This window comes from Oleidesulfovibrio alaskensis DSM 16109 (assembly GCF_000482745.1).
Taxonomy (GTDB): Bacteria; Desulfobacterota; Desulfovibrionia; order Desulfovibrionales; family Desulfovibrionaceae; genus Oleidesulfovibrio; species Oleidesulfovibrio alaskensis.
The window spans coordinates 306,507-328,238 of record NZ_AXWQ01000005.1 but is presented as its reverse complement, the minus strand read 5'-3'; the positions used below and the strand labels follow the sequence as shown (position 1 = coordinate 328,238).

General features: G+C 57.1%; 22 protein-coding genes. 15 read left to right on the top strand and 7 right to left on the bottom strand.

Annotated elements, in window-relative coordinates; all coding sequences use genetic code 11:
- Positions 1–6 precede the first annotated feature (6 nt).
- From H586_RS0104360 to H586_RS0104335, 6 genes are all read left to right on the top strand, one after another.
- Positions 7–303: a hypothetical protein gene (locus H586_RS0104360; RefSeq protein ID WP_011367396.1), complete on the top strand. Its 297-nt coding sequence runs from the start codon at positions 7–9 to the stop codon at positions 301–303.
- Between the two features lie 355 nt (positions 304–658).
- Entirely contained in the window at positions 659–1,387 is a 729-nt protein-coding gene (locus H586_RS0104355) for an amino acid ABC transporter ATP-binding protein (protein WP_011367397.1), read from the top strand.
- Positions 1,388–1,452: 65 nt separating this feature from the next.
- Positions 1,453–2,268: an ABC transporter substrate-binding protein gene (locus H586_RS0104350; RefSeq protein ID WP_011367398.1), complete on the top strand. Its 816-nt coding sequence runs from the start codon at positions 1,453–1,455 to the stop codon at positions 2,266–2,268.
- Positions 2,269–2,351: 83 nt separating this feature from the next.
- On the top strand, positions 2,352–3,053 hold the full coding sequence (locus tag H586_RS0104345; protein ID WP_011367399.1) for an amino acid ABC transporter permease: 702 nt from the start codon (positions 2,352–2,354) through the stop codon (positions 3,051–3,053).
- Between the two features lie 9 nt (positions 3,054–3,062).
- Positions 3,063–3,755, top strand: a complete 693-nt coding sequence (locus tag H586_RS0104340; RefSeq protein ID WP_011367400.1) for an amino acid ABC transporter permease — start codon at positions 3,063–3,065, stop codon at positions 3,753–3,755.
- A gap of 1 nt (position 3,756) precedes the next feature.
- The gene (locus tag H586_RS0104335) at positions 3,757–4,608 is read left to right on the top strand and encodes a 50S ribosomal protein L11 methyltransferase (protein WP_027181439.1); all 852 of its coding nucleotides are present in this window, start codon (positions 3,757–3,759) and stop codon (positions 4,606–4,608) included.
- 86 nt (positions 4,609–4,694) lie between these two features.
- On the opposite strand, the gene H586_RS0104330 is transcribed toward H586_RS0104335, so the two are convergent.
- Positions 4,695–5,813 carry a glycosyltransferase family 9 protein gene (locus tag H586_RS0104330; RefSeq protein WP_011367402.1) on the bottom strand — a complete coding sequence of 373 codons (1,119 nt, stop codon included), beginning with the start codon at positions 5,811–5,813 and terminating at the stop codon, positions 4,695–4,697.
- 143 nt (positions 5,814–5,956) lie between these two features.
- Between H586_RS0104330 and H586_RS0104325 the strand changes: the two genes are divergently transcribed.
- From H586_RS0104325 to proC, 6 genes are all read left to right on the top strand, one after another.
- Positions 5,957–6,622, top strand: a complete 666-nt coding sequence (locus tag H586_RS0104325) for an endonuclease III domain-containing protein (RefSeq protein WP_011367403.1) — start codon at positions 5,957–5,959, stop codon at positions 6,620–6,622.
- The gene (locus H586_RS18115) at positions 6,622–7,731 is read left to right on the top strand and encodes a murein hydrolase activator EnvC family protein (RefSeq protein ID WP_011367404.1); all 1,110 of its coding nucleotides are present in this window, start codon (positions 6,622–6,624) and stop codon (positions 7,729–7,731) included. Before H586_RS0104325 ends, H586_RS18115 begins: the two co-directional genes overlap by 1 nt.
- 29 nt (positions 7,732–7,760) lie before the next feature.
- On the top strand, positions 7,761–9,050 hold the full coding sequence (locus tag H586_RS0104315; RefSeq protein ID WP_011367405.1) for a S41 family peptidase: 1,290 nt from the start codon (positions 7,761–7,763) through the stop codon (positions 9,048–9,050).
- Positions 9,051–9,146: 96 nt separating this feature from the next.
- A complete protein-coding gene (locus H586_RS18110) occupies positions 9,147–10,613 on the top strand; it encodes a divergent polysaccharide deacetylase family protein (protein ID WP_051363853.1) in 1,467 nt (488 codons plus the stop codon).
- A gap of 80 nt (positions 10,614–10,693) precedes the next feature.
- On the top strand, positions 10,694–11,113 hold the full coding sequence (gene ndk / locus H586_RS0104305) for a nucleoside-diphosphate kinase (protein ID WP_011367407.1): 420 nt from the start codon (positions 10,694–10,696) through the stop codon (positions 11,111–11,113).
- A complete protein-coding gene (gene proC / locus H586_RS0104300; RefSeq protein WP_027181438.1) occupies positions 11,113–11,916 on the top strand; it encodes a pyrroline-5-carboxylate reductase in 804 nt (267 codons plus the stop codon). The genes ndk and proC overlap by 1 nt, the downstream gene beginning before the upstream one ends.
- A 157-nt stretch (positions 11,917–12,073) precedes the next feature.
- On the opposite strand, the gene H586_RS0104295 is transcribed toward proC, so the two are convergent.
- Positions 12,074–13,015, bottom strand: a complete 942-nt coding sequence (locus H586_RS0104295; RefSeq protein ID WP_011367409.1) for a Smr/MutS family protein — start codon at positions 13,013–13,015, stop codon at positions 12,074–12,076.
- 99 nt (positions 13,016–13,114) lie between these two features.
- Between H586_RS0104295 and sppA the strand changes: the two genes are divergently transcribed.
- Positions 13,115–14,077: a signal peptide peptidase SppA gene (gene sppA, locus H586_RS0104290; protein WP_027181436.1), complete on the top strand. Its 963-nt coding sequence runs from the start codon at positions 13,115–13,117 to the stop codon at positions 14,075–14,077.
- A 90-nt stretch (positions 14,078–14,167) separates the two neighbouring features.
- Here the strand turns inward: sppA and H586_RS0104285 are convergent, their stop codons facing one another.
- The 5 genes from H586_RS0104285 to coaE all read right to left on the bottom strand — a co-directional run bounded on the left by H586_RS0104285 (position 14,168) and on the right by coaE (position 19,483).
- Positions 14,168–14,617 (bottom strand): TraX family protein, encoded by a 450-nt coding sequence (locus H586_RS0104285; protein WP_027181435.1) that lies wholly within the window; start codon positions 14,615–14,617, stop codon positions 14,168–14,170.
- Between the two features lie 165 nt (positions 14,618–14,782).
- Entirely contained in the window at positions 14,783–15,943 is a 1,161-nt protein-coding gene (locus H586_RS0104280) for a SufB/SufD family protein (RefSeq protein ID WP_027181434.1), read from the bottom strand.
- Between the two features lie 3 nt (positions 15,944–15,946).
- Positions 15,947–16,729 carry an ABC transporter ATP-binding protein gene (locus H586_RS0104275; RefSeq protein ID WP_011367413.1) on the bottom strand — a complete coding sequence of 261 codons (783 nt, stop codon included), beginning with the start codon at positions 16,727–16,729 and terminating at the stop codon, positions 15,947–15,949.
- Positions 16,730–17,011: 282 nt separating this feature from the next.
- Positions 17,012–17,758 (bottom strand): rhomboid family intramembrane serine protease, encoded by a 747-nt coding sequence (locus H586_RS0104265; RefSeq protein WP_011367414.1) that lies wholly within the window; start codon positions 17,756–17,758, stop codon positions 17,012–17,014.
- Positions 17,759–17,818: 60 nt separating this feature from the next.
- Positions 17,819–19,483: a dephospho-CoA kinase gene (gene coaE, locus H586_RS18105; RefSeq protein WP_234702927.1), complete on the bottom strand. Its 1,665-nt coding sequence runs from the start codon at positions 19,481–19,483 to the stop codon at positions 17,819–17,821.
- Between the two features lie 106 nt (positions 19,484–19,589).
- Between coaE and upp the strand changes: the two genes are divergently transcribed.
- Both upp and H586_RS0104250 read left to right on the top strand, forming a co-directional pair.
- Complete coding sequence (gene upp / locus H586_RS0104255; RefSeq protein WP_011367416.1) at positions 19,590–20,216, top strand: uracil phosphoribosyltransferase; 627 nt, start codon at positions 19,590–19,592, stop codon at positions 20,214–20,216.
- A 171-nt stretch (positions 20,217–20,387) separates the two neighbouring features.
- Complete coding sequence (locus tag H586_RS0104250; RefSeq protein WP_027181433.1) at positions 20,388–21,635, top strand: uracil-xanthine permease family protein; 1,248 nt, start codon at positions 20,388–20,390, stop codon at positions 21,633–21,635.
- Positions 21,636–21,732 lie beyond the last annotated feature (97 nt).

Sequence of the window (21,732 nt, the reverse complement as noted above, 5' to 3'; positions counted from 1 at the left end):
GGCAGCATGAACATAACATCCGCTCAGGCAGGCTGGCCGAAAGTGTATGACAGACAGACAGCAGGGGCTGCGGTGGTCACCAAAACCCTTGACTATATGAACGGTGTCATGCCGTCTTCCGCTCAGGCTGTGCCTGCCGACAGGCAGACATTTGGTGCGGCTGTCGTTTCCAAGACGCTGGATTATATGAACGGGCCAGTGTTCGGCAAAGGCGATCCCGTGGCGCAGTCCTACCAGTTCGGCAAGGATGTGCTGGGTCCTGCCTATTCCGGTGTCGGCAGCATAATCGATATGTACTCATGACGGTTTCCGGTTTTTATGTGCTCCTGCAAAAGGGTTGCGGCAAGGTGTCGCGCCCTTTTTTTGTGGTGTCACATGTCGCATAACATGTCTGTTTTTATTTGTTTTACAATTATGTAACAAGCTGGGCTTGACAATATGTTTTTTCATTGCGTAGGAAAAAGCTGGACACGGAGAAAATGAAAAGCGTGACGCATCCGCGTGATAAAAGCATCTTTTTTGATGTCGTCGGATGACTCTGCCGTGCGGTGCTGTCCTGCTGTCCGGTGTTGAAATCCGGAAACCACCCCATTCGGCGTTTGACAATTTTGAGCAGCTGTATGCCCTGCGGGGCTGCGGGAAGAGAGCGGCCTAACTTATGGCAATGATCGAATTCAACGATATTCATAAATGGTACGGCGAGTTTCATGTCCTCAAGGGCATCAGCGAATCAGTGGAAAAAGGCGAAGTTCTTGTTATCTGCGGCCCTTCCGGCTCGGGAAAATCCACATTTATCCGCTGCCTCAACCGGCTGGAGGATATCCAGAAGGGCAGCATCATGCTTGAAGGGCGCTCCATCCATGACAAGGCGGTGGATGTGAACGAACTGCGCACGGAAGTGGGCATAGTGTTTCAGCAGTTCAACCTCTATCCGCATCTCACCGTTCTGCAGAACGTGACACTGGCCCCTCTGAAGGTGCGCAGGGTTGAGCGTATCAAGGCGGAAACTGTGGCCATGGAGTTGCTGGAGCGTGTGGGTATCCATGATCAGGCCGGTAAATACCCTGTGGAGCTTTCGGGCGGGCAGCAGCAGCGTGTGGCCATTGCCCGTGCACTTGCCATGCGGCCCAAAGTGATGCTGTTTGACGAACCCACATCGGCTCTTGATCCGGAAATGATCAATGAGGTTCTGAACTGCATGAAGGACCTTGCCCGCGAAGGCATGACCATGCTGTGCGTGACGCATGAAATGGGCTTTGCCCGTGAAGTGGCGGACAGGGTTGTTTTCATGGACGCAGGCCGCGTTCTTGAAGAAGCCTCTCCGGCGGAGTTCTTTACCAACCCCAAACATGAAAGGACGAAAGCGTTCCTTAAAGAAATATTGTAAAAATGCTGGATATGTCGGCATGCCAGAGGGCCGGCCGGAAAACGACTAACAATGGAGATTGTTACATGAAAAGACTTCTGTTGATTGCCGTTGCATTGGGCATGATCTTTTCGGCGGCTACCGCTTCTGCCGGAAAAATCGAAGAGATCAAGGATCGCGGCGTGCTGGTGGCAGGGGTGAAGGACTCGGTCGTTCCTTTCGGTTTTGTGGATGAAAACTCGAAGCAGCTTGTGGGCTTTGATGTGGATATCTGCCGTTACATTGCCGGACAGCTCGGGGTCGAGCTTGAGCTGAAGACAGTCACCTCGGCCACACGGATTCCCATGGTCACGCAGGGTTCCGTCGATATCGCGGCGGCAACCATGACACACAAGCATGAACGCGATAACGTGATCGATTTTTCCATTACGTACTTCATGGACGGGCAGAAAATACTGGTTGCCAAAGACAGCGGTATCAACTCTGTGGCCGACCTGAAAGGTAAAAAGGTCGCCACGGTGAAAGGCTCGACGTCTGAAAAGAACATCAAAGCCGCCCAGCCCGACTGCCGTGTGCTTTCTTTTGACGAATACCCGCAGGCCATGCTTGCACTCAAGCAGGGCAAGGCATCTGCCGTCACCACGGACTCCACCATTCTGCTCGGGCTTAAAAATTCCGACCCCGAACCGGAAAAATGGGTTATTGCCGGCGACTATATTTCAGCCGAACCCTACGGGCTGGGATTGCCTGAAAATGATTCTGACTTCCGCGACTTTGTAAACAAGGCGCTGAACGACATGTGGCGTTCCGGCGAATATGAAAAGGTGTACAACAAATGGTTCGGTCCCGATTCCAGATATTATCTGCCGCTTACGTGGACCATGGAACTGTGGCCCAACTAGTGCTGCGGCCGTAAGGCTGGTTTACCGCGGGGGCGCGGCGTATCCGTCGCGCCCTTTTTCCCTGTTTTCAATGGAAGAGCACCTTGAATTATACGTTTGATTGGCAAGTCGTACTGACCGGTGAATACCGTGAGTGGATTATTGACGGAGTACTGCTCACGCTGAAAATTTCAGCTGTGTCATTGTTTCTGGCTCTGGTGCTGGGTACAGTCATCGCGGTCATGCGTCTTTCACGCATCCGTCCTTTTGTGTGGTTCAGTGCCGGGTTTACAGAATTTTTCCGTAACACGCCGCTGCTGGTACAGATATTTTTCTGGTATTTCGGGTCGGACGGTTTGCTGCCCCGGCCTGTGCTCGAATGGCTTTATGCACGCGATTTCGAGTTTGCCGCGGGAGTCATAGCACTTACGGTGTATACCGCCGCGTTCATAGCAGAAGAAATCCGCTCGGGTATCAATGCCATTCCCAAAACGCAGCTGGAATCTTCCCGCGCGTGCGGACTCAGTTTTCTGCAGTCCATGCGGTATGTCATTCTGCCGCAGGCGTTCCGCATCATTGTACCGCCGCTCATATCGCAGGCGCTTAACCTCATTAAAAACTCCTCGCTGTGTATGACCATAGGCGTGGCGGAACTGACGTACATGACCCGTCAGGTGGAGTCGTATACTTTCCGCGGATTTGAGGCGTTCACAGTGGCCACGCTGGTATATCTGTGCATTTCGCTGGCTGTTTCCTTTACGGTGACCCAGTACAACAGGTACTTTTTGCGTACCGTCAGGTATTAGGGGGCAGCCATGCAGTGGAATGTTGTCTGGGACAATCTTGATTATCTGCTTATCGGTTCATACCCCGAAGGGCCTCTCGGCGGTATTGCGCTCAGTATCGTTCTGTCACTGGGCGGCATACTGGGTGCGTTCTGGCTGGGGCTTGCCCTGGGGCTGATGCGTCTTTCAAAACGCTGGCCGGTGCGGTTGCCGGCGGTGCTGTTTATTGAAATTATCCGCGGAACGCCGCTGTTGCTTCTGCTGTTCTGGTTTTATTTTCTTGCACCTGTGGTGTTGGGGCAGACGCTGCCCGAAGTGGAATGTGCATTGATAACCTTTGTGGTCTTTACCAGTGCATATATAGCGGAAATAGTGCGTGCAGGTGTGCTTGCACTGCCGCAAGGGCAGATGGAAGCGGCCCGCGGTACGGGCCTGACCAAACTGCAGGCCATGCGTTTTGTCATTCTGCCGCAGGCGCTGCGCAACATGATACCTTCATTTGTGAACCAGTTTGTCAGCCTGACCAAAGATACCTCGCTGGCATACGTGATAGGTGTGGCGGAGCTGACCCGCGCCGCGGTGCAGGTGAACAACCGCACCCTTTCCGCACCCATGGAGATATACTTTACCATCCTTGTCATGTACTTTCTTATCTGTTACGCGCTCACTTCCGCCAGCCGCCGGCTGGAAAAGCAGATGAAGCGCTATCAGGCAAGAGGATAATATGGCTGATCTGATTCGTATTGACATTGTCGTGCCCGAGGAGTTCGAGGACATCACCACCGGTGTGCTGACCCTCAGAGTGGCACAGGGGTGGGAAGAAGACTATCTGCCCACCGGAGAATCGCTGTTTCGCGTGTATACAGATAATCCCCAGTTCTGCGAAGAGCTGGTGGGTGAAGTGGAATCGAGAGTGCCCGAAGCCCGCGTGGAGCGCGAAAGCGTGCCGCAGCAGGACTGGGTGGCTGCATGGCGTGACTACTTTACGCCTGTGGAAGCCGGCAGCCGCTTTATGGTTATCGCACCGTGGATGCATGGCGAGGTTGACCTGAAGGACCGCATGCCCATAGTCATTGAACCCAAAACGGCATTCGGCACGGGGCATCATCCCACAACGGCTTTGTGTCTGGGCGCTGTTTCCGCGCTGGCCGACAAAGGCCGCATAAGCGCCGGCATGCGCTTTCTTGATCTGGGAACAGGCTCCGGCATTCTGGGGATAGGCTGTGCCATGCTGGGACTCAGTGGTGTGGGGTCTGATATTGACCTGCTTGCTGTGGAAAACACCACGGAAAATAAAGAGATAAACAACGTCTCTGATAAATTCGAGGTGCGTCTGGGCAGCGTGGAAGCGGTGCAGGGCGAACAGTATGATCTGGTGCTGGCCAATATTCTTGCGCAGCCTCTCAAGGAGCTTGCGCAGGATATCGTTGCACTGATGCGGCCGGGCGGGTGTCTTGTGCTTTCCGGTCTGCTGGAACTGCAGGCAGACGGCGTTGAAGCGGTGTACACCGCTCTGGGGCTGCCGCAGGCCCGCAGGGAAGTGCAGGGCGACTGGGCCGCGCTGATCTGGGAATAGCGGCCGCAGCCTGCGGACATGCTGTGAAAAGATGTAAAAAAGCGGAGCAGTGCTCCGCTTTTTTTGTGCCGGACGATACGGTTTTTTCAGACTGCCGCTGTTTTCTGGCGATGCCTCAGGGCGGCGGGATGCCCTCCGGTCTTTTCCAGATGATCCAGCACGCGTTGTGTCACCACCTGCGGTGCCAGCTGCTCCAGACATGCCATGTCGTTGCGGCGGCAGGTGTCCTGATTGCAGTGCTGACAGTCCAGCCCCAGAATAATGTGGTCATGTTCGGGGGAAGGAAAGGTCCATGACGAGGTGGTGGACCCCAGTACGGTCATGCTGGGCGTATCCACGGCCACGGCGATGTGGCGCGGTGCGGAGCAGTTGCCCAGATGCATGCGTGCATGCGCCATGCACGCGGCCATCTGCCGCAGGGTGAGGATGTGCTGCGGAATGATGAAAGCCCCGTCGCACCCGGCCTGCCGGACAACCTCCATGGCTTCCTGTTCTTCACCGGGGCCGAACAGCAGCAGAAAACGTATGTCGGGGTTGCGGCGGTACAGGTCGGCAACCACACGCCCGTAGTGTCGTGCCGGATAGCGGCGGGTGGCGCGGCGGTGGGTCGGGTCCAGTGTAATCAGCTGATGACGGGGGGCCACGCCTGCCTGTTCCAGCAGGTGCGCGGCATTGTCCATTTCTTCGTCGGTCAGGTATATGCGCGGTTTTTCGCCCTGCCAGGCGATTCCCAGCGGCTTGAGCACATTGGCTTTTGTCCGGGCGGAATACCCCGGCTCCAGCGGATGCCAGTGGGTGAAAAGCCAGCGGCTGTGCCATGCCGGCGGGTAGCTCAGCCTGACAGGTGCGCGGGAAAAAGCCAGAACCCAGCGGCAGCGGGGCAGCTGTTGAAAGGCAACCACAATATCGAATTTTTCGGCTGCCACCTTGCGGTAAAAGGCTATTTCACGGATGAGGTCGGGCAGTTCCTTTTTGTCGATGCTCCACACGGTGGTGACAAAAGGATTGTTTTCCAGCATGGCGGCGCAGCGTTTTTCCGTCAGCACATGTATTTCGGCATAGGGAAAACGTCTGGCAAGCAGCTCTATGGCGGGTGTGGCCAGTACCACATCACCTATCTGACGCAGCTGGCACACAAGAATTTTACGGACAGTGCTGTCATTTATGGCGATTTCTGTTATCTGCTCTTGATGATGCATATTCATTATGGCGGTTGTGCTCCGTATACGGGTAGGCAGCGGCGCAGGGGCACCGGCGCCTGCAAGGCGCGGAATGTATCTTGAAGCTGTCGCAAAGTACAGTCTGGCTCATTGCGCTTCGACCGGCAACTCTATAGGATGACAACGCTATGAACCGAGAGACACTCCTGATGCAGATGTTCGGCGCCATGCTGGCCCGTCTGGGCCCCAGCGGCTGGTGGCCTGCCGGTTCCCCTTTTGAGGTGGCGGCGGGAGCGGTGCTGACCCAGAATGCCAGCTGGACCAATGCCGGGCAGGCTCTGCAGCGGATGCGGTCTGCGGACATGCTTTCCGAATCGGGCGTGGCCGCAGCGGCACCTGACACGCTGGAAGAGCTGGTGCGGCCTGCGGGTTTTTACCGGCAGAAGGCCGCCACCCTGCGGCGGCTTGTACAGTTTTTGTACGAAGAAGCGGACGGTGACATCCGCAACCTTGCGGGAACTTCCATGGACAGTCTGCGCGCGCGGCTGCTGGACATAAAAGGCATAGGGCCTGAAACGGCAGATTCCATTCTGCTGTACGCGCTTGATATGCCCAGCTTTGTGGTGGATGCGTATACGCGGCGTATCTGCGTGCGGCACGGCCTGTTGCCCGAAGATGTGCAATATGCCGAAATGCGCGAATTTTTCATGGACGTTCTGCCTGCGGATGTATCAGTATACAATGAATATCATGCCCTGCTTGTACGTGTGGCCAAAGAATGGTGCCGCAAAACGCACCCGCGCTGCGACTCCTGCCCGTTACGGCAGTTTCTTGAATACGAGGTGGTCTGCTGATGCGTGGATTTGTGGTGCGGGCTGTTCTGGTGGCCCTGCTGTGCTGCTGCACGGCTGTTACTGCCGTTCAGGCGCAGGACCTGACGCGTTCCATCAGGGAGCAGCAGCAGAAAGCTAAAGAACGTGAAGCCAGACTGAAAAAACTGTCAAAACAGGAAGCGCGTCTGAGCAGAGACATGCAGACCACAGAAGCGCGTATCCGCAGTCTGGAAAAAAGCATTGCCGAAAGTGAGAAAAAGCTGGCAAAGGTGGAAGCCTCACTGCAGGAGACCGGAGAGCGCCTGAAGCGGCTTTCGGCTGATACACGTGCCGTGCAGGATGATCTGGGCCGTCTGCTGGCCACGCTGTGGCCTTTGGATATACAGCGGCGCAGTGCCGGTGTTATTCCGCCGGAAGGCTGGGATGCGGCAAGCCGCAGATATGTGTGGACCAGATCGCTGTACGAAAAGGTGGATGCCCGTCAGAAGGAACTGGCCCGCCGTCAGGCCGAGGTGGAAAGCGTGCTGGCCGAACGCCAGACGCTGGCTGACGAAGCACGGAGCAGGCTGGAGGCGGTGAACGCGGTCAAGAAAGACCTGCTGCAGAATAAGCTGAGCTACCGGCGCAAGCTGCAGACAGTGCAGAAAAGCAAGGCAAGCGCCGAGGCGGAACTGCACAATGTGCTTGATGTCATCCGCAGTCTGAACTTCCGGCTGGAAAAGCAGCGCGGCGGCAGAGATATAGCACTGCTGAAGGGCATTTTGCCATGGCCTGCCGACGGGGACGTGGCAGTGCGGTATAACCTGAAGGCTTCACCGCCTGTACGCGGTGTGGGACTGCGTGTGCACAAAAATGCTCCGGTAAAGGCTGTGGCCTGGGGCAAGGTGATGCATAATGATGTGCTGCGGGGGTTCGGCAGGGTTGTCATCCTGATGCACGGCACGGATTATTACAGCCTGTATGCATATCTTTCGGACAGTTTTGCAGAGGTGGGGGAGAATGTGAAACAGGGCGCGGTCATCGGTACAGCGGGATACTATCCCGATGTGAACGGAGACGGATTGTATTTCGAATTGCGTTTTCATCAAAAAGCAATTAACCCTGAAACGTGGTTAACAGCCGTAAAGTGAGTGCTTTCAGGGTGATCGGAGGTTTTATTATGCGTTTGTCCCTGTGGACAGCCACGTTTATTGTTTTTCTGACGCTGACCGTGTCCATCGGGCCGGGCAATGCCACGGACGGTCCCGGCCGGTTTGAGTCGCTCAAGCGTTTCAGTCAGGTGCTTGACCTTGTCGAACGCTTTTATGTGAGCGATGTTTCACGCGACGAACTGATGGAAGGTGCCATCAGGGGCATGTTGCAGAACCTCGATCCCCATTCTGCGTTTCTGGATGCCGCGGAATACCGTGAAATGCAGGAGAGCACTTCCGGCGAGTTTTTCGGTATCGGTATCGAGATAACCCAGCAGAACGACAGGCTTGTTGTTGTGGCACCCATTGCCGATACTCCCGCAGCCCGTGCCGGACTGCGGGCCGGTGATATCATTCTGGCCGTGGACGGCAAGCTGACGCAGGAAATGACTCTGCGCGAATCTGTCAGCAGGATTCGCGGCCCCAGAGGCAGCACCGTCAAACTGACCATTCTGCACGAAGGCGAAAATTCGCCCGAGACTGTCAGCATAGAGCGTGATTCCATTCCGCTTATCAGTGTGAAGTCTCATGAACTTGAGCCGGGCTACCTGTGGGTGCGTCTCAGCCGCTTCAGCGAGCGGACCACCAACGAACTGCATGACGCCATACGCGAAGAACGTAAGCGCGGTCCCATAAAAGGCCTTATCCTTGACCTGCGCAACAATCCGGGCGGGCTTCTTGATCAGGCCGTGCATGTGGCCGATACATTCCTTTCCGAAGGTACCATCGTCTCCATAAAAGGCCGTATCGAATCCAACAACAGGGATTTTAAAGCCACTGCGCAGGCCACTGACGTAAAAGCTCCGCTGGTTGTGCTGGTGAACGCCGGATCCGCTTCTGCTTCTGAAATCGTTGCCGGTGCACTGCGCGACCACAAGCGCGGGCTGCTGCTGGGCGAGAGGACGTTCGGCAAGGGCTCGGTGCAGAACGTCATTCCCCTTGCAGACGGTTCCGGTCTTAAACTGACCATTGCCCTGTACCATACGCCTGACGGCACTTCCATTCAGGCGGAAGGGGTCGAACCCGATATCAAGCTGCCTTTTGTCCAGCCTGCCAGAGAAGAAGAAAGCAAGGCAAAGCATCCTTTCGGCATCATGCGTGAAAAGGACCTTGCACGACATCTTGAAAACGGCGAGGACAAAAAGAGCCCCGAAACCGAGCGGGACAAGGAATCCGTAGCAAGCCTTGAGCGCGACAACCAGCTGCGCATGGCTTTGCAGCTGGTCAAACAGCTGCCGCGCCTGCAGGCTATCCACTAGGATTATCTGCGGCGGCAGGCCTTGATGTATACACCAGAAAAGACAAGGGCGCGGGAGACCGCGCCCTTTGACCGTTAAATAAAGGGACTTGTTTGTATGACGACGCCGTCAGGCTCCGGTGGCAATTTTATATCACGCATCAGGCGTGTTCTGGACAGATTCAGGTCTTCCACGGCACAGCGGTCCGGCGGAGCAGATTCCGCGGGCGGCCTGCTGGCCAACCGTTTTGTGCTGGCAGCGGTGGCGTTTGCCTGCGGCGTGCTGCTGACCGGCGTGCTGCTTCTTGCGTATTTCAGTCTTTCCGGTACGGCTAGTGCCCCTGCCGATGCTGAACAGGCACAGTCGGGCGAGGCTCTGCCGTCTGTCCGCGATCTGCTCGATCCTTCGAGCCTTCCCTATGAAGAATCGCTGGGCAGCTCGCTGGATCAGACCGTCAAGCAGGTGGACTATGCTTTGCTGCGCACGCTGGAACGGCTGGACCTGCCCCGCAGGGCACTGGGGCTGCAGCGGGTCGAAGTACGGTCGCACAACGGAGAGGAGTATCATTTCCAGCAGCTGGAGATAAGACTCGGCAACGGTCATGATGACTTTATTGCCGGGTTGCGTACGGCTCTGGCCACATGGGTTCCGGCCGCGACTTTGCAGCAGGCCGCCGGTGGCGCATGGCGCATTTCGCTTGACGGTGTGGTGACGCATGCACTGGCTTTTGCCGTGCTGCAGGAGCAGGAGCCGCAGCCTCCGGTCGACGGACAGCACAGAGGCACATCAGAGGCCGTCACACCCTTGCCGGAGGCGCAGGATGATGCCGGCAGCCCCGATGCCGTTGTCACGGACCGGTCCGAAAGCGGAGCCGCTGCAACGCAGATTCAGGAGCGGGAAAACGACCTGCCCCGTCTTGCCATAGTCATAGATGACATAGGTGAAAGCATGCGGGCTGTGGAGCGTCTTGTGGCGCTGGAATATCCGGTGACGCTTTCCATATGGCCGCGTGCAACCTATGCCCGCCGCGCCGCTGATTACGGCTGGCAGCACGGGTGCGAGATAATGATCCACCAGCCCATGGAGCCGGTGGGCTACCCCCGTGTGAATCCGGGACCGGGAGCCTTGTTTGTCTCCATGACACCGGATCAGATACATACTGTGCTAGGCGAAAATCTGGGTATGGTGCCCCATGCCGTAGGCATAAACAACCATATGGGGTCGCGTTTTACGCAGGACGATGCGGGAGTGCAGGCCGTGGTGGATGAACTGCGCGGCAGAAAGCTGTTTGTGCTGGACAGTGTGACGCATGGCGGTTCTGTGCTGTACCGTAAGGCGGCGGCAGCCGGATTGCATGCATTCCGGCGCTCGGTGTTTCTTGATGTGGTGCGTGACAAAAAAAGCATTATGCACCAGCTGGACAAAGCTGCCGGCGTGGCACTGCGTCAGGGCACGGCCATTGCCATAGGGCATCCCACGCCTGAAACGCTGGCCGCGCTGGAAGAGTGGCAGCGGGTGCGCAGCCGCAAGATTCAGATTGTCAGTGTGGCGGGGCTTGATAAAGTGCGGCATCGCAGGCAATAAACACTGTCGGCGCGCGGATGCGTACCGCGTGCCTAATGCACACACATCACACAAACACACTGCATCGGAGGAACGAACACATGGCAGAAAGAACCTTTGCCATCATCAAGCCTGACGCCACAAGACGCAATCTTGAAGGCCCCATTCTGTCCGTCATTCAGCAGAACGGACTGCGCGTGGTCGCCATGAAAAAAATGCGGCTGACAAGAGAGCAGGCCGAAGGCTTTTATCATGTTCATAAAGAGCGCCCCTTTTTCGCCAGCCTGACGGATTTCATGACATCAGGCCCCATTGTGGCCATGGTGCTGGAAGGGGATAATGCCGTGGCCCGCTGGCGTGAGCTGATGGGGGCCACCAATCCTGAAAATGCGGCAGAAGGCACCATTCGCAGACAGTTTGCAGAAGGACTTGAGGCAAACTCGGTACACGGTTCCGACGCTGCCGAAACTGCTGCATTTGAAATGGGCTACTTCTTTAACGCCATGGAGATAACCGGCTGATGAAAAATACGGTTCTGGGGTGTATCGGTTGCGGCAACATGGGCGGCGCCATCATGCGCGGTCTTGCCGGGGTGGAAGGATTGCAGCTGGCCGGCTTTAACCGCAGTGCCCCGAAAGTGGAAGCCCTGCGGGATGAAATAGGCCTTGAGCCTGCTCCTGATGCCGTGGCGCTGGCGCGGCGTGCCGACATTATTCTGCTGGGCGTCAAGCCTGATCAGATTTGCGATGTTATAGGGCAGGTGCGTCCTGTTCTGGATGCCGGCAAGGTGCTGGTTTCCATTGCCGCCGGTGTTTCGCTGGAAGCCATGCGCAGCGCTGCTCAGGGGGCGGCCCCGGTGGTGCGGGTGATGCCCAATACGCCGGCCATGGTCGGCAGGGGCATTTACGGCATGTGTCTGGACGATCCCGCCCTGTCTGCAGAAGCCGCAACCGCTGTCCGGAACCTGTTTGCAGCCATCGGCAAGGTGATTGTACTGCCCGAACAGAAGTTCGAGGCATTTACCGCTGTGGCCGGATGCGGTCCCGCCTATGTCTTTCATATGATGGAAGCTGTCATCGAAGCCGCGGTAACCGTAGGGTTTACGCGGCAGCAGGCCACAGAAATGGTGACGGAGCTGTTTTCCGGCTCGTGCGCTCTGGCCGAACAGACGGGAATGCATCCTTCGCTGCTGCGCGAGATGGTCACTTCTCCGGCCGGAACAACCATAGCCGGAACCAACCACCTTGACCGCACCGCTGTGCGGGGACACATCATTGATGCCGTGCTGGCAGCCTATGAAAAAGGTCTGGCCATGCGCAGATAGCCCTGCCGGCAACAGAGAATACAACGGGATGCCCGCAAAGGGCATCCCGTTTTTTTTTGGGATGCGCAGAATAATCCGGCAGACCGGACAGACAGAATGAGGCAGGCTGCATGCAAGGCGCCTTTGCGGCGTGCAGCAGGCAGAAAAACGCAGGGTGTTACAGAAACAGGTCCGCATCGCTGGGGGTGCGGTTCCAGTGTATTTTCCCCGAGCTTTTTTTGAATTTGCGCAGCAGCACATACAGGGCACCGGCACCGCCGTCTTTGGGCTGGGCGGTGCAGAAAGCCAGTACCACCCGTTTGAACGGATCCCGTGTAAGCCATGTCTGCACTTTGTCCCGCAGAACGCCGTAACCTTCGGGGCTGTTCTTTCCGCGTCCGGGTATAAGCAGCACACAGCGCTTGCCTTTGGTGTAGCTTGTCTGGATGAACTGCACCATGGCGGAATACGACTGGATGATGTTCTGGCCGTGCAGATCAAGATGACCTTCGGGACTGTAGTGTCCCGCACGCATTTTACCCATAACGACGGGATCAAGCCCCTGCACATGCGCCTGAATGAATTCGTCGGTGTATTCGATCTGGAACTGCACCTTGCCTTCCATAAATTCCTGCAGGCTTGCGCGCGGGTCGGACGACAGCGTGGTTTTGGCATTCAGGGCGGCTTCCGGGTTTACTTCGCGCCCGCGGGAAGTAAGCGGAGCAACCCCCGTCATTGCCTGTCCGAACAGGGCATCGTCGTCCGGAGTCGAAACCGGCTGAGCGGCGCGTCTGGTCACTGCCGCGCGTGATTTCTGCTGCACCTTGTCCTTGCGCTCCTGCGTGCCGGAGCGGGGCGTTCTGTTCTGCACGCGTCTGAAAGCCTCATGTTCTCCCAGCAGCATACCGCCGGATGACTGTTCTGCGGTTCTGCGGCCCTGCTGCGGAGCCTGATTTCTGTCCTTTGCGGGACGCTCGAGTCCCTGCAACGCCTGTGCGAAAAGTCCGGCGTCGTCCAGCTCTTCATCAGGAGCAGTACCTGCAGTCTGGTCTTCCCTTTCTGCTTCGGGGAATTCGTTGTTGTCAATTTCTGCAAAGGGATTGTTAAATGTGTCGGTCATGCTATTCTCCACAGCAGATATTTGACGCCGATGAACGGGGTGTCAAGGTTAAATCGGCATCACTGCAACTCTCATCTTCCGTTCTTACAGGAGTTTTATATGCGTTATATGGCTGTTTTTATGATTCTTGTGTCATTGCTTGCCACAGGATGCGCATCGGGGGTCAAGCTTTTCGGCGGCCCCGAAGCTTTAAAAGAATACCAGCTGCAGGGCAGCGGCGATGCAAAGATTGTTGTGCTGCCCGTTGCCGGTGTTATCGATAACAAACCGGAACGCGGAATTTTTGCCGACAAGCCCGGTCTGGTGCAGAGTGTCGTAGCCCGCCTGCGTATGGCGGAAATGGACCCCGCTGTCCGCGCAGTGATACTTACGGTTGACTCCCCCGGAGGCAGCGTCACCTCAAGCGATGTGCTGTATAATGAGATAATGCGCTTCAAACAGCGTACCGGCACCCGTGTGGTGGCCCTGCAAATGGATATGGCCACTTCCGGCGGGTACTATGTGTCCATTGCCGCAGACCGTATCATTGCGCATCCGTCGACCATCACCGGCAGCATCGGGACCATTTTCATGCGGCCCAACGTGACGGGGCTGATGGAAAAGATAGGCGTGCAGGCTGTGACTACAAAGTCCGGGGCGCACAAAGACATCGGTTCGCCGTTCAGGGAAAACACTCCCGAAGAGCAGGCCATTCTGCAGAATATGGTCACAACGCTCAACAGTCGCTTTATAAAGCTTGTCAGCGAACGCCGCGAACTGCAGGGCAGGGAATCCAGCTATTCCGACGCCCGCATAATGACAGCGCGGGAAGCCCTTGAACTCGGGCTTGTGGACAGCATAGGCTACTTTGACAACGCCGTTGCCGCCGCGCATGAACTGGCCGGTCTTGATGAGGCGTCTGTGGTTGTGTACCGCCGCGAACCGTTCCCCAACGATACGCCGTACAACACCATCACCGCGCAGGCAGGCAGTGCTCCGCTTGTGGAGATGCCGCTGGCCCGTCCGCTTAACGTGCCTTCCACAGGGTTTTATTATCTGTGGGCGCCGGAATACGCCCGTTAACAGATTGTACCGTTTATAAAAACAGGCCCGCAGAGCTTCTGCGGGCCTGTTTTTATTTAAGGCATATCCACCCGCTCGCGGGCGGCGGCATCAGAACAGCGCATCAAGCACAAGGTGCGTGCCGTAGCCGGTGACCGCAGCAAGGTAAAACGGCATGCTTGCCTCCCATGGGGTATGGTAAAACGCCATGGGCAGCAGAATAAGCGGAAGCGGAACAATGAGCATGGCCCACCAGCTGTGTGTCCAGCCCCGGTGTTTGCCCAGCGCGGGCAGCATGGCAAAAAGCCCCAGCAGCGCTGCCCATTCGTATTCTTTGTTCAGTATCAGAACAACGTCCACAGTGGCCATGATGGCATAAAAAAGGTTCTGTCCTTTGGATTCTGTATCGGTATCGGGAAACATGGTGGCCAGCAGTGCCACCGAAAACAACGCCGCCAGCGTGAGCGGAGAGGCCGATATGATGTCGCAATACAGCAGGCCGCCCAGTGCCCCGCCCGCTACGGCGGCACCCCCTGCCAGATGAGCTTTGTACCCCGGCATGATCAGGTCCTTGTAATGAATTGAAACGGCCGGAGGCGGGACAGAGCCGTTTCCGGTCTGCGCGACAATAGATAAATACCCGCAGGCGTGCAACCGGCGCCGCATAAGGAAAGCCCCGCGACATGCGCGGGGCCTTGCAAGCGGTGCTGCGATAACTGCGGGCGGTTACATGGCGTCGCCGGCATCCAGCTGATCTATCTGCTGGCGGATGGCGTCTTCCAGTTCGTGCGGCAGTCCCATGATGTCCACATTAAGAAAGCCGCGGACAATGGTGGAGGTGGCTTCGTCTTCGTCCATCCCGCGGGCCATCAGGTATTCAATTTCTTCCTGCGCAATTTTGCCCACGGCCGCCTCGTGAGACAGCTCCACACCGTCGATGGTGGCATCCAGTTCGGGAATGGCATGGATGCGTCCGCCACCCAGAATAAGGCCTTTGCATTCCAGATGCCCTTTGGCAGGCACATTGTAGCCGCCGATGAATCCGCGGTTGATGACGGTTCCGCCGGTGGTCAGCGTACGGGCGATGATTTCGGCGCGTGTGTCGGGGGCGTTAAGAATGATGCGGTTGCCTGCGTCCACATAGCTGCCGGGAGGGGTTACCATGACGGAGTTGAACCGCGCCACGGAACCGGAACCGTTCAGCGTGATGCTGGGGTACATCTGCAGGTCTCTGACGGGCTTGAGCAGCACGTAGTTGGACAGAAACACGCAGTCTTCTTCCATCACGCCGCCGGAGCGCGGGCGGACGGCGGTATCGTCGCCCCAGTTATGAATCATGGTGAACGTCAGCTTGCCGCCTTTTTTCACATAAAATTCAGATATGCCCATATGGGCGGTGTCTTTGGCTCCGTGAGCGGTGGCACAGCCGGAAAGCACATGCAGTTCGGCGCCTTCTTCCACAACGACTATGTTATGCACGTTCTGGGCAAGGCCGCTGTCTTTGATAAACAGGCACGACTGCACGGGGTCCTGTACCTTAACGCCCTTGCGGGCACGGATAAAGTAGCCGCCATGCAGGTGTTCGTGTGCAGCTCTGGTAAATTCGTCCTTGTCGGGATCGACCATTTTCCACCAGTATTCGGGCAGCCCGTCGTACTTGTTGTACGCGTCCTTGATATCCATGATTTCAAGGCCTTCCTGCCGGCTCTGGCAGTGAACACCCGAGTGGTTCATGTGCATGAAGCTGCCGCCCAGCTTGTTCTGGTTCACGTCGATACCGGCGTACAGAAGGCGCTGTTTGTCTTCGCTGGAAAGGGTGGTCAGGTCGGCAATGGAATCGGCGGTGCCGCCGTCAAAGGCGTAGCGCGAAAGATCTATCTTGCTCATGATTTACATGGTCTCCCTGATTGTGCCCTCTGTAGGGGTGAGACAGCGCAGGCATTCTTCGTAGCCGTGCTTGGAAATATGGTCCAGAATGTCACGGGGGCGGGCTTCGCAGCACAGCTGGCCATTGTACATGACCTGTCCGCGGTCGGCGTTGACATATTCCAGAATATAGCCGGTATGCGTGATGATGAGTCCGGCGGTTTTACAGCGGGCGCGGTGTTCTTTCATGCTGCAGCTTGCGGGGGGCACACCGTCAAGCAGCTGGCGGGCTGTTTTGCCTATCAGAGCCATGTTCTCAAGGTCGACACCGGATTCCGGTTCGTCAAAAAGAACAAGGTCGGGCTGCTGGGCCATAAGCTGGAGCAGCTCGGACCGTTTGATCTCGCCGCCGGAAAAACCGGCGTTGATGTCGCGCTCAAGAAAATTTTCAAAATTGACCTTGCGGGCCAGCCCGTCCACATCCACTTCACGTCCCTGTCCGCACATGCGGACCATGTGGCGGGTTTTCAGCCCGTGGATGGTGGGAGGACGCTGGAACGACATGCCGATGCCGAGGCGGGCGCGTTCGTACATGGGCATATGCGTGATGTCATGCCCTTTGAAAAGTATCTGCCCGCCGGTGACGGTATAATTGCCGAAGCCCATCAGCGTCATCAGCAGCGTGGTTTTGCCGGAGCCGTTGGGACCGAACAGAATGAAGGTTTCGCCGTCGTTGATGTGCAGGTTGATGCCTTTAAGCACTTCAACATCGCCGATCTTCACACGAAGATTTTTTATTTCAAGCATGTGTGAACCCCACTTGCGAATTTACCGCGGCGCAGAAACAGTTTCCGGCAAAGCCGTAGGCACATGATCCCGTGCGGAGATCATGTGCGTGCTGCGGAGACCGGCAGGAGCCGGTTTTCTGCCGCTCCGCTGCCACAGGCGCCGGACCGGACCGGTGCAGGGCGGAATATGGACAGCAGCGCCGTCGGCGGAACGTAGTTATGCTGCATACGGGGGGGCAAGTCAACGAAAGCGGTCGCTGACCGGAGCGTGTATTTACGCGCAGTGCGGGGCAGGCAGACATCAGCCGCGGCGGGGCGGTTCTACCACCGCGGTACGCCGCGCGGGATCCGGCCGGTAGCAGAAGTAACAGCGGTCATTGCGGCGGAAGTAGGGCAGCAGCACAATACCGGCTGCAAACCCGCCCAGATGCGCCCACCATGCTATACCGCCCCCTTGCTGAGGGGCCACTATGCTGGTGACCCCCGAAAAAAACTGCGTCAGAAACCATATGCCCAGATAGATGGCGGCCGGAAGCTCGAAAAACAGCGGAAAAAACAGCACGGGGATCAGCGTGAACACCTTTGCATGGGGGTAAAGCAGCAGATAGGCCCCCATTACTCCGGCAATGGCGCCCGAAGCGCCGACCACCGGTATGGTGGAATCGGCGTTGAACAGAATATGCACGACAGTGGCTGACAGCCCGCATGCCAGATAAAAGAGCACAAACCGCACCGGTCCCATCACGTCTTCAATGTTGTCGGCAAAAATCCACAGCGTCCACATGTTTGCAATAATGTGCAGCCAGCCGCCGTGAATGAACATGTGGGTGAGAAATGCGATATACCCCCCACGCGGATAGCCGGCAAAAAGTGCCCATTCCGGTGAGGTAAAGCGGGCGGGCACCACGCCGTACAGGTGCAGAAAGCTCACAAGCATCTGTTCCGTCATGCCCTGCTGCAGCATGAATACGGCGATGTTGAGCAGCAGTATGCTCCATACGGCCCATGGTTTGTGGACGCGCGGAATGGAATCGCGGATGGGAAACATGGCAGCTCCGTTATGCCGTGTGTGCGGGCAGCGTATGCATGTTGCGCAAAGAGTATCCTATCACTTCCGCCCGCCGGGTGGAACACTCCAGAGTGTTCTGGCGCGGGCTTCCAGTCTGTCCAGTCTGTGCATGCGCAGCACTGCCAGTTGTGCGGCAAGCGCCGCCGTCTTGCGGGGTAGTTCTGTCTCCGGACCGGAATTGTCCAGAATCATGCCGCAGGCGCGCATTTTGTCCGCTTCCGGCCATTGCCATGCATCCATGGACGCTATGGTTGCGTCGGTCCATCCGCGTTTTTCCCGCAGACGCTGCTGCCGCATGTGCATCGGGGTGAATATGCCCACCAGCACGTCGGCTTCTTTTTTCCAGCCTGTTTCAAGAAAAAGAGGTATTTCTGCCACGGCCAGCGCGGCACCGGTGTGCGCCAGCCAGAATTGTTCCAGATTATGGCGTACAGCCGGATGAACTATGTCTTCCACTTCGCGCCGTATGGCCGCATCGGTCTGCATGGCTTTTAGCAGGGCCTGTTTGTCCACGGGAGAAGATTCGTCCGGTACAAAGCGGTCTCCGAACCTGCCCCTCAGGCCGTGCCACGCGTCGCCGCCTGCGGCGTAGAGCGACGCGACACAGGCGTCGGCACTCCATACGGGTATGCCGCGGTCACGCAGCAGCCCCAGCACGGCAGACTTGCCGCAGCCGGGCATGCCGGTGATGACCACACGCTGGCAGCGCGAGCCCAGATCGCGGATAAGTGTGCCGAAGTCGGCAGGGGGCGGCAGGGTGAACTGCATGGAGGCTCCGGTGACCGGATGGTCGAAGGATATTTTCCATGCGTGCAGCATCTGGCGGGTTGCCGTCTGCGCCAGAGCCGGTGTGGTCTGAAGTTCTTCTCTGCCGGGCATACCGCCGTAAAGTGCATCGCCCCATAACGGGTGTCCTGTATGCTGCATGTGGACGCGTATCTGATGAGTCCGGCCGGTATGAATACGCACCGCCACAAGCGTCCAGCCTGTTCCGCCACCGCCATGGGGGTCGGCGAGCAGCACCCGCCATGTGGAAAGGGCTTCGCGACCGCCGCGTACGACGGCCATGCGGGTTTTATGTGTGGGATGCCGGCCTACGGGTGCGTCAATTTCACCGCTGTCGCCTTCCGGAATGCCTTTTACAAGTGCCAGATATTCTTTGTGTATCCGGCGTCCGGCAAAAGCGTCGGAAAGTGCCAGCCGTGCCTGTTCCGTCAGGGCGATCAACAGCAGGCCGCTGGTATCCTTGTCTATTCTGTGCACGATTCCCGGACGAAATCCTTCCTGTGCCTCCAGTTCGGGAAAGTGGTGCAGTAATCTGTGTACCAGTGTGCCTTCGGGGCAACTCGGGGCGGGGTGTACCGTCAATCCGGCAGGCTTGTTGATTACCAGCATGTGTGCATCGCGGTAGAGTACCTCCAGCTCGCCTTCTTCGGGCGAGACACAGGCGGCAGGGGCTTCCATGCTGAAAACAATGTGCTGTCCGCTTTTAAGTTTTGTCTTCGGGCTGGTGCAGACAGTATTGTCAATCAGAAGCTGTCCGTCGCTTATGGCGCGCTGGATTTTTCCGCGCGATATGGCGTCTCCGGCCAGCGCTGCGGCAATAAACCTGTCGGCACGTTCACCCGCGGCCTGCGGGGAGACCATGCAGTCAAGCAGGGGTTTTCCGGAAGAAGTGCTTTTATTTTCAGTGTGTTGTGTCAATTTTTCATGTTGTCCTTGACGAAAATCTTTCACCATACTACACATATCCGGATAAAGTTTAAATGCGAACATCTGAACCAACGCAATCTCTTTAAGGAGACCGAGAGTGGCTGTTTACGCGGTGGACCACCCGCTGGTCAAACATAAACTGGGCAGGCTGCGCCAGAGCGATGTGCCGGTGGCCGAGTTTCGCGCACTTTCCAACGAAGTGTGCCGGTTGCTTACATATGAAGCAACCAAGGACCTTGAAACGGAAAAGACACAGGTTGAAGGCTGGGCCGGCCCTGTGGAAGTCGAGCAGATCAAGGGTAAAAAAATTACCGTTGTTCCCATCCTGCGTGCCGGACTGGGTATGCTGGACGGGCTGCTTGATATGATTCCCGGCGCAAAGGTCAGCGTTGTGGGCATGTTCCGCAACGAAGAAACCCTTGAACCGGTGACGTACTATACCAAGCTCGCCAATAATATCGAAGAGCGTCAGGCTATCATCATCGATCCCATGCTTGCTACCGGCGGTACGCTGGTGGCAACCATCGACCTGCTGAAAAAAGCAGGCTGCAAACAGATCCGCGGGCTTTTTCTGGTGGCTGCACCGGAAGGCATCAAGCGTGTGCAGGATGCTCACCCCGACGTGGACATCTATGTGGCCGCAGTGGATGACTGCCTGAATGAGAACGGTTATATCCTGCCTGGTCTCGGAGATGCCGGTGACAAGATTTTCGGTACCAAATAGGTATCTGCGCGTCTGAACGCGACAGAGCATTTTTGCAGCGGCGGTGAAAGCCCACCCGTTGCAGAAATGCTCTTTTTTTGGGCCAAGGGCTGGAATATGAGGGTGGCGCTTTGCGAAAAAGGGCCGCCCTTGCTGTGAGTAACGGATTATCTGGGTTTACACGGAGGGAGTGTGGTGAGCGAATCGACCGAATATTCTTTCAGGCTTAAAGACAGTCTGATAGGTGCGCAGATGCTGTTTGTGGCCTTCGGCGCGCTGGTGCTTGTGCCCTTGCTTACGGGGCTTGACCCTAACGTGGCGCTGTTCACCGCCGGAGCGGGCACGCTGGTCTTTCAGCTGATTACCAAACGGCAGGTGCCTATTTTCCTTGCATCTTCGTTTGCATTCATCGCCCCCATCATTCACGGGGTAGCCACCTGGGGTATACCTGCAACCATGGGCGGACTTGTTGCGGCGGGGCTGCTGTATGTGCTGCTGGGCACGATGATTAAAATTCAGGGTACGCAGATTCTGGACAAAGTGCTGCCCACCATTGTCACCGGTCCCGTCATCATGGTTATCGGGCTGGTGCTGGCACCTGCAGCGGTGTTCATGGCGCTGGGAAAAACAGGTGACGGTTCGGCGGAGCTTTTTGCGCGCAATGATGCGCTGGTTGTTTCCATGATTTCGCTTGTTGCCACCATCGGCGCTTCCATGTTCGGCCGCGGTGTCATCCGTCTTATTCCTATCATCTGTGGTATTGCTGCCGGATACACGGCGGCGCTGGCTTACGGTATGGTGGACTTTACCCGGGTCATAGAAGCCCCGTGGCTGGCCGTGCCCAGCTTTGTGGCACCCGAGTTTAATATCGAGGCCATCATCTTCATCGTGCCCGTGGCCATTGCCCCCGCCATCGAGCATGTGGGAGACGTGCTGGCCATCAGTTCGGTGACCGGTAAAAACTACATAGATAAACCCGGCGTGCACCGCACCATGATTGGTGACGGCATTGCCACCATGTTTGCCTCTCTGCTGGGCGGTCCTCCCAACACCACCTATTCCGAAGTGACCGGAGCTGTGGCGCTGACCCGCTCGTTCAACCCCGGTATCATGACATGGGCTGCCATAACCGCCATTCTGCTGGCCTTTGTGGGCAAGCTCGGCGCGCTGCTGCAGACCATACCCACGCCGGTCATGGGCGGTATCATGATTCTGCTTTTCGGCGCCATTGTTGTTGTGGGGGTCAATTCGCTGGTGCGTGCTCAGCAGGATCTCATGGAGCCGCGCAACCTTGCCATTATTTCTGTCATACTGGTTTTCGGCATAGGCGGCATGGCCTTTCATGCCGGTGAGTTTTCCATAAAAGGTATAGGACTGGCCGGTATCACCGGTGTAGTGCTTAATATGATATTGCCCAAGCCTGCCCGCAGGAAACGCTAGAAAGCAGATTAACAATGAGGCCCGCTGCAAAGCGGGCTTTGTTGTGTCCGGTAAAAATGCAGGCCGGTCCCGCTGGGGCGGGACCGGCCGTACGAGG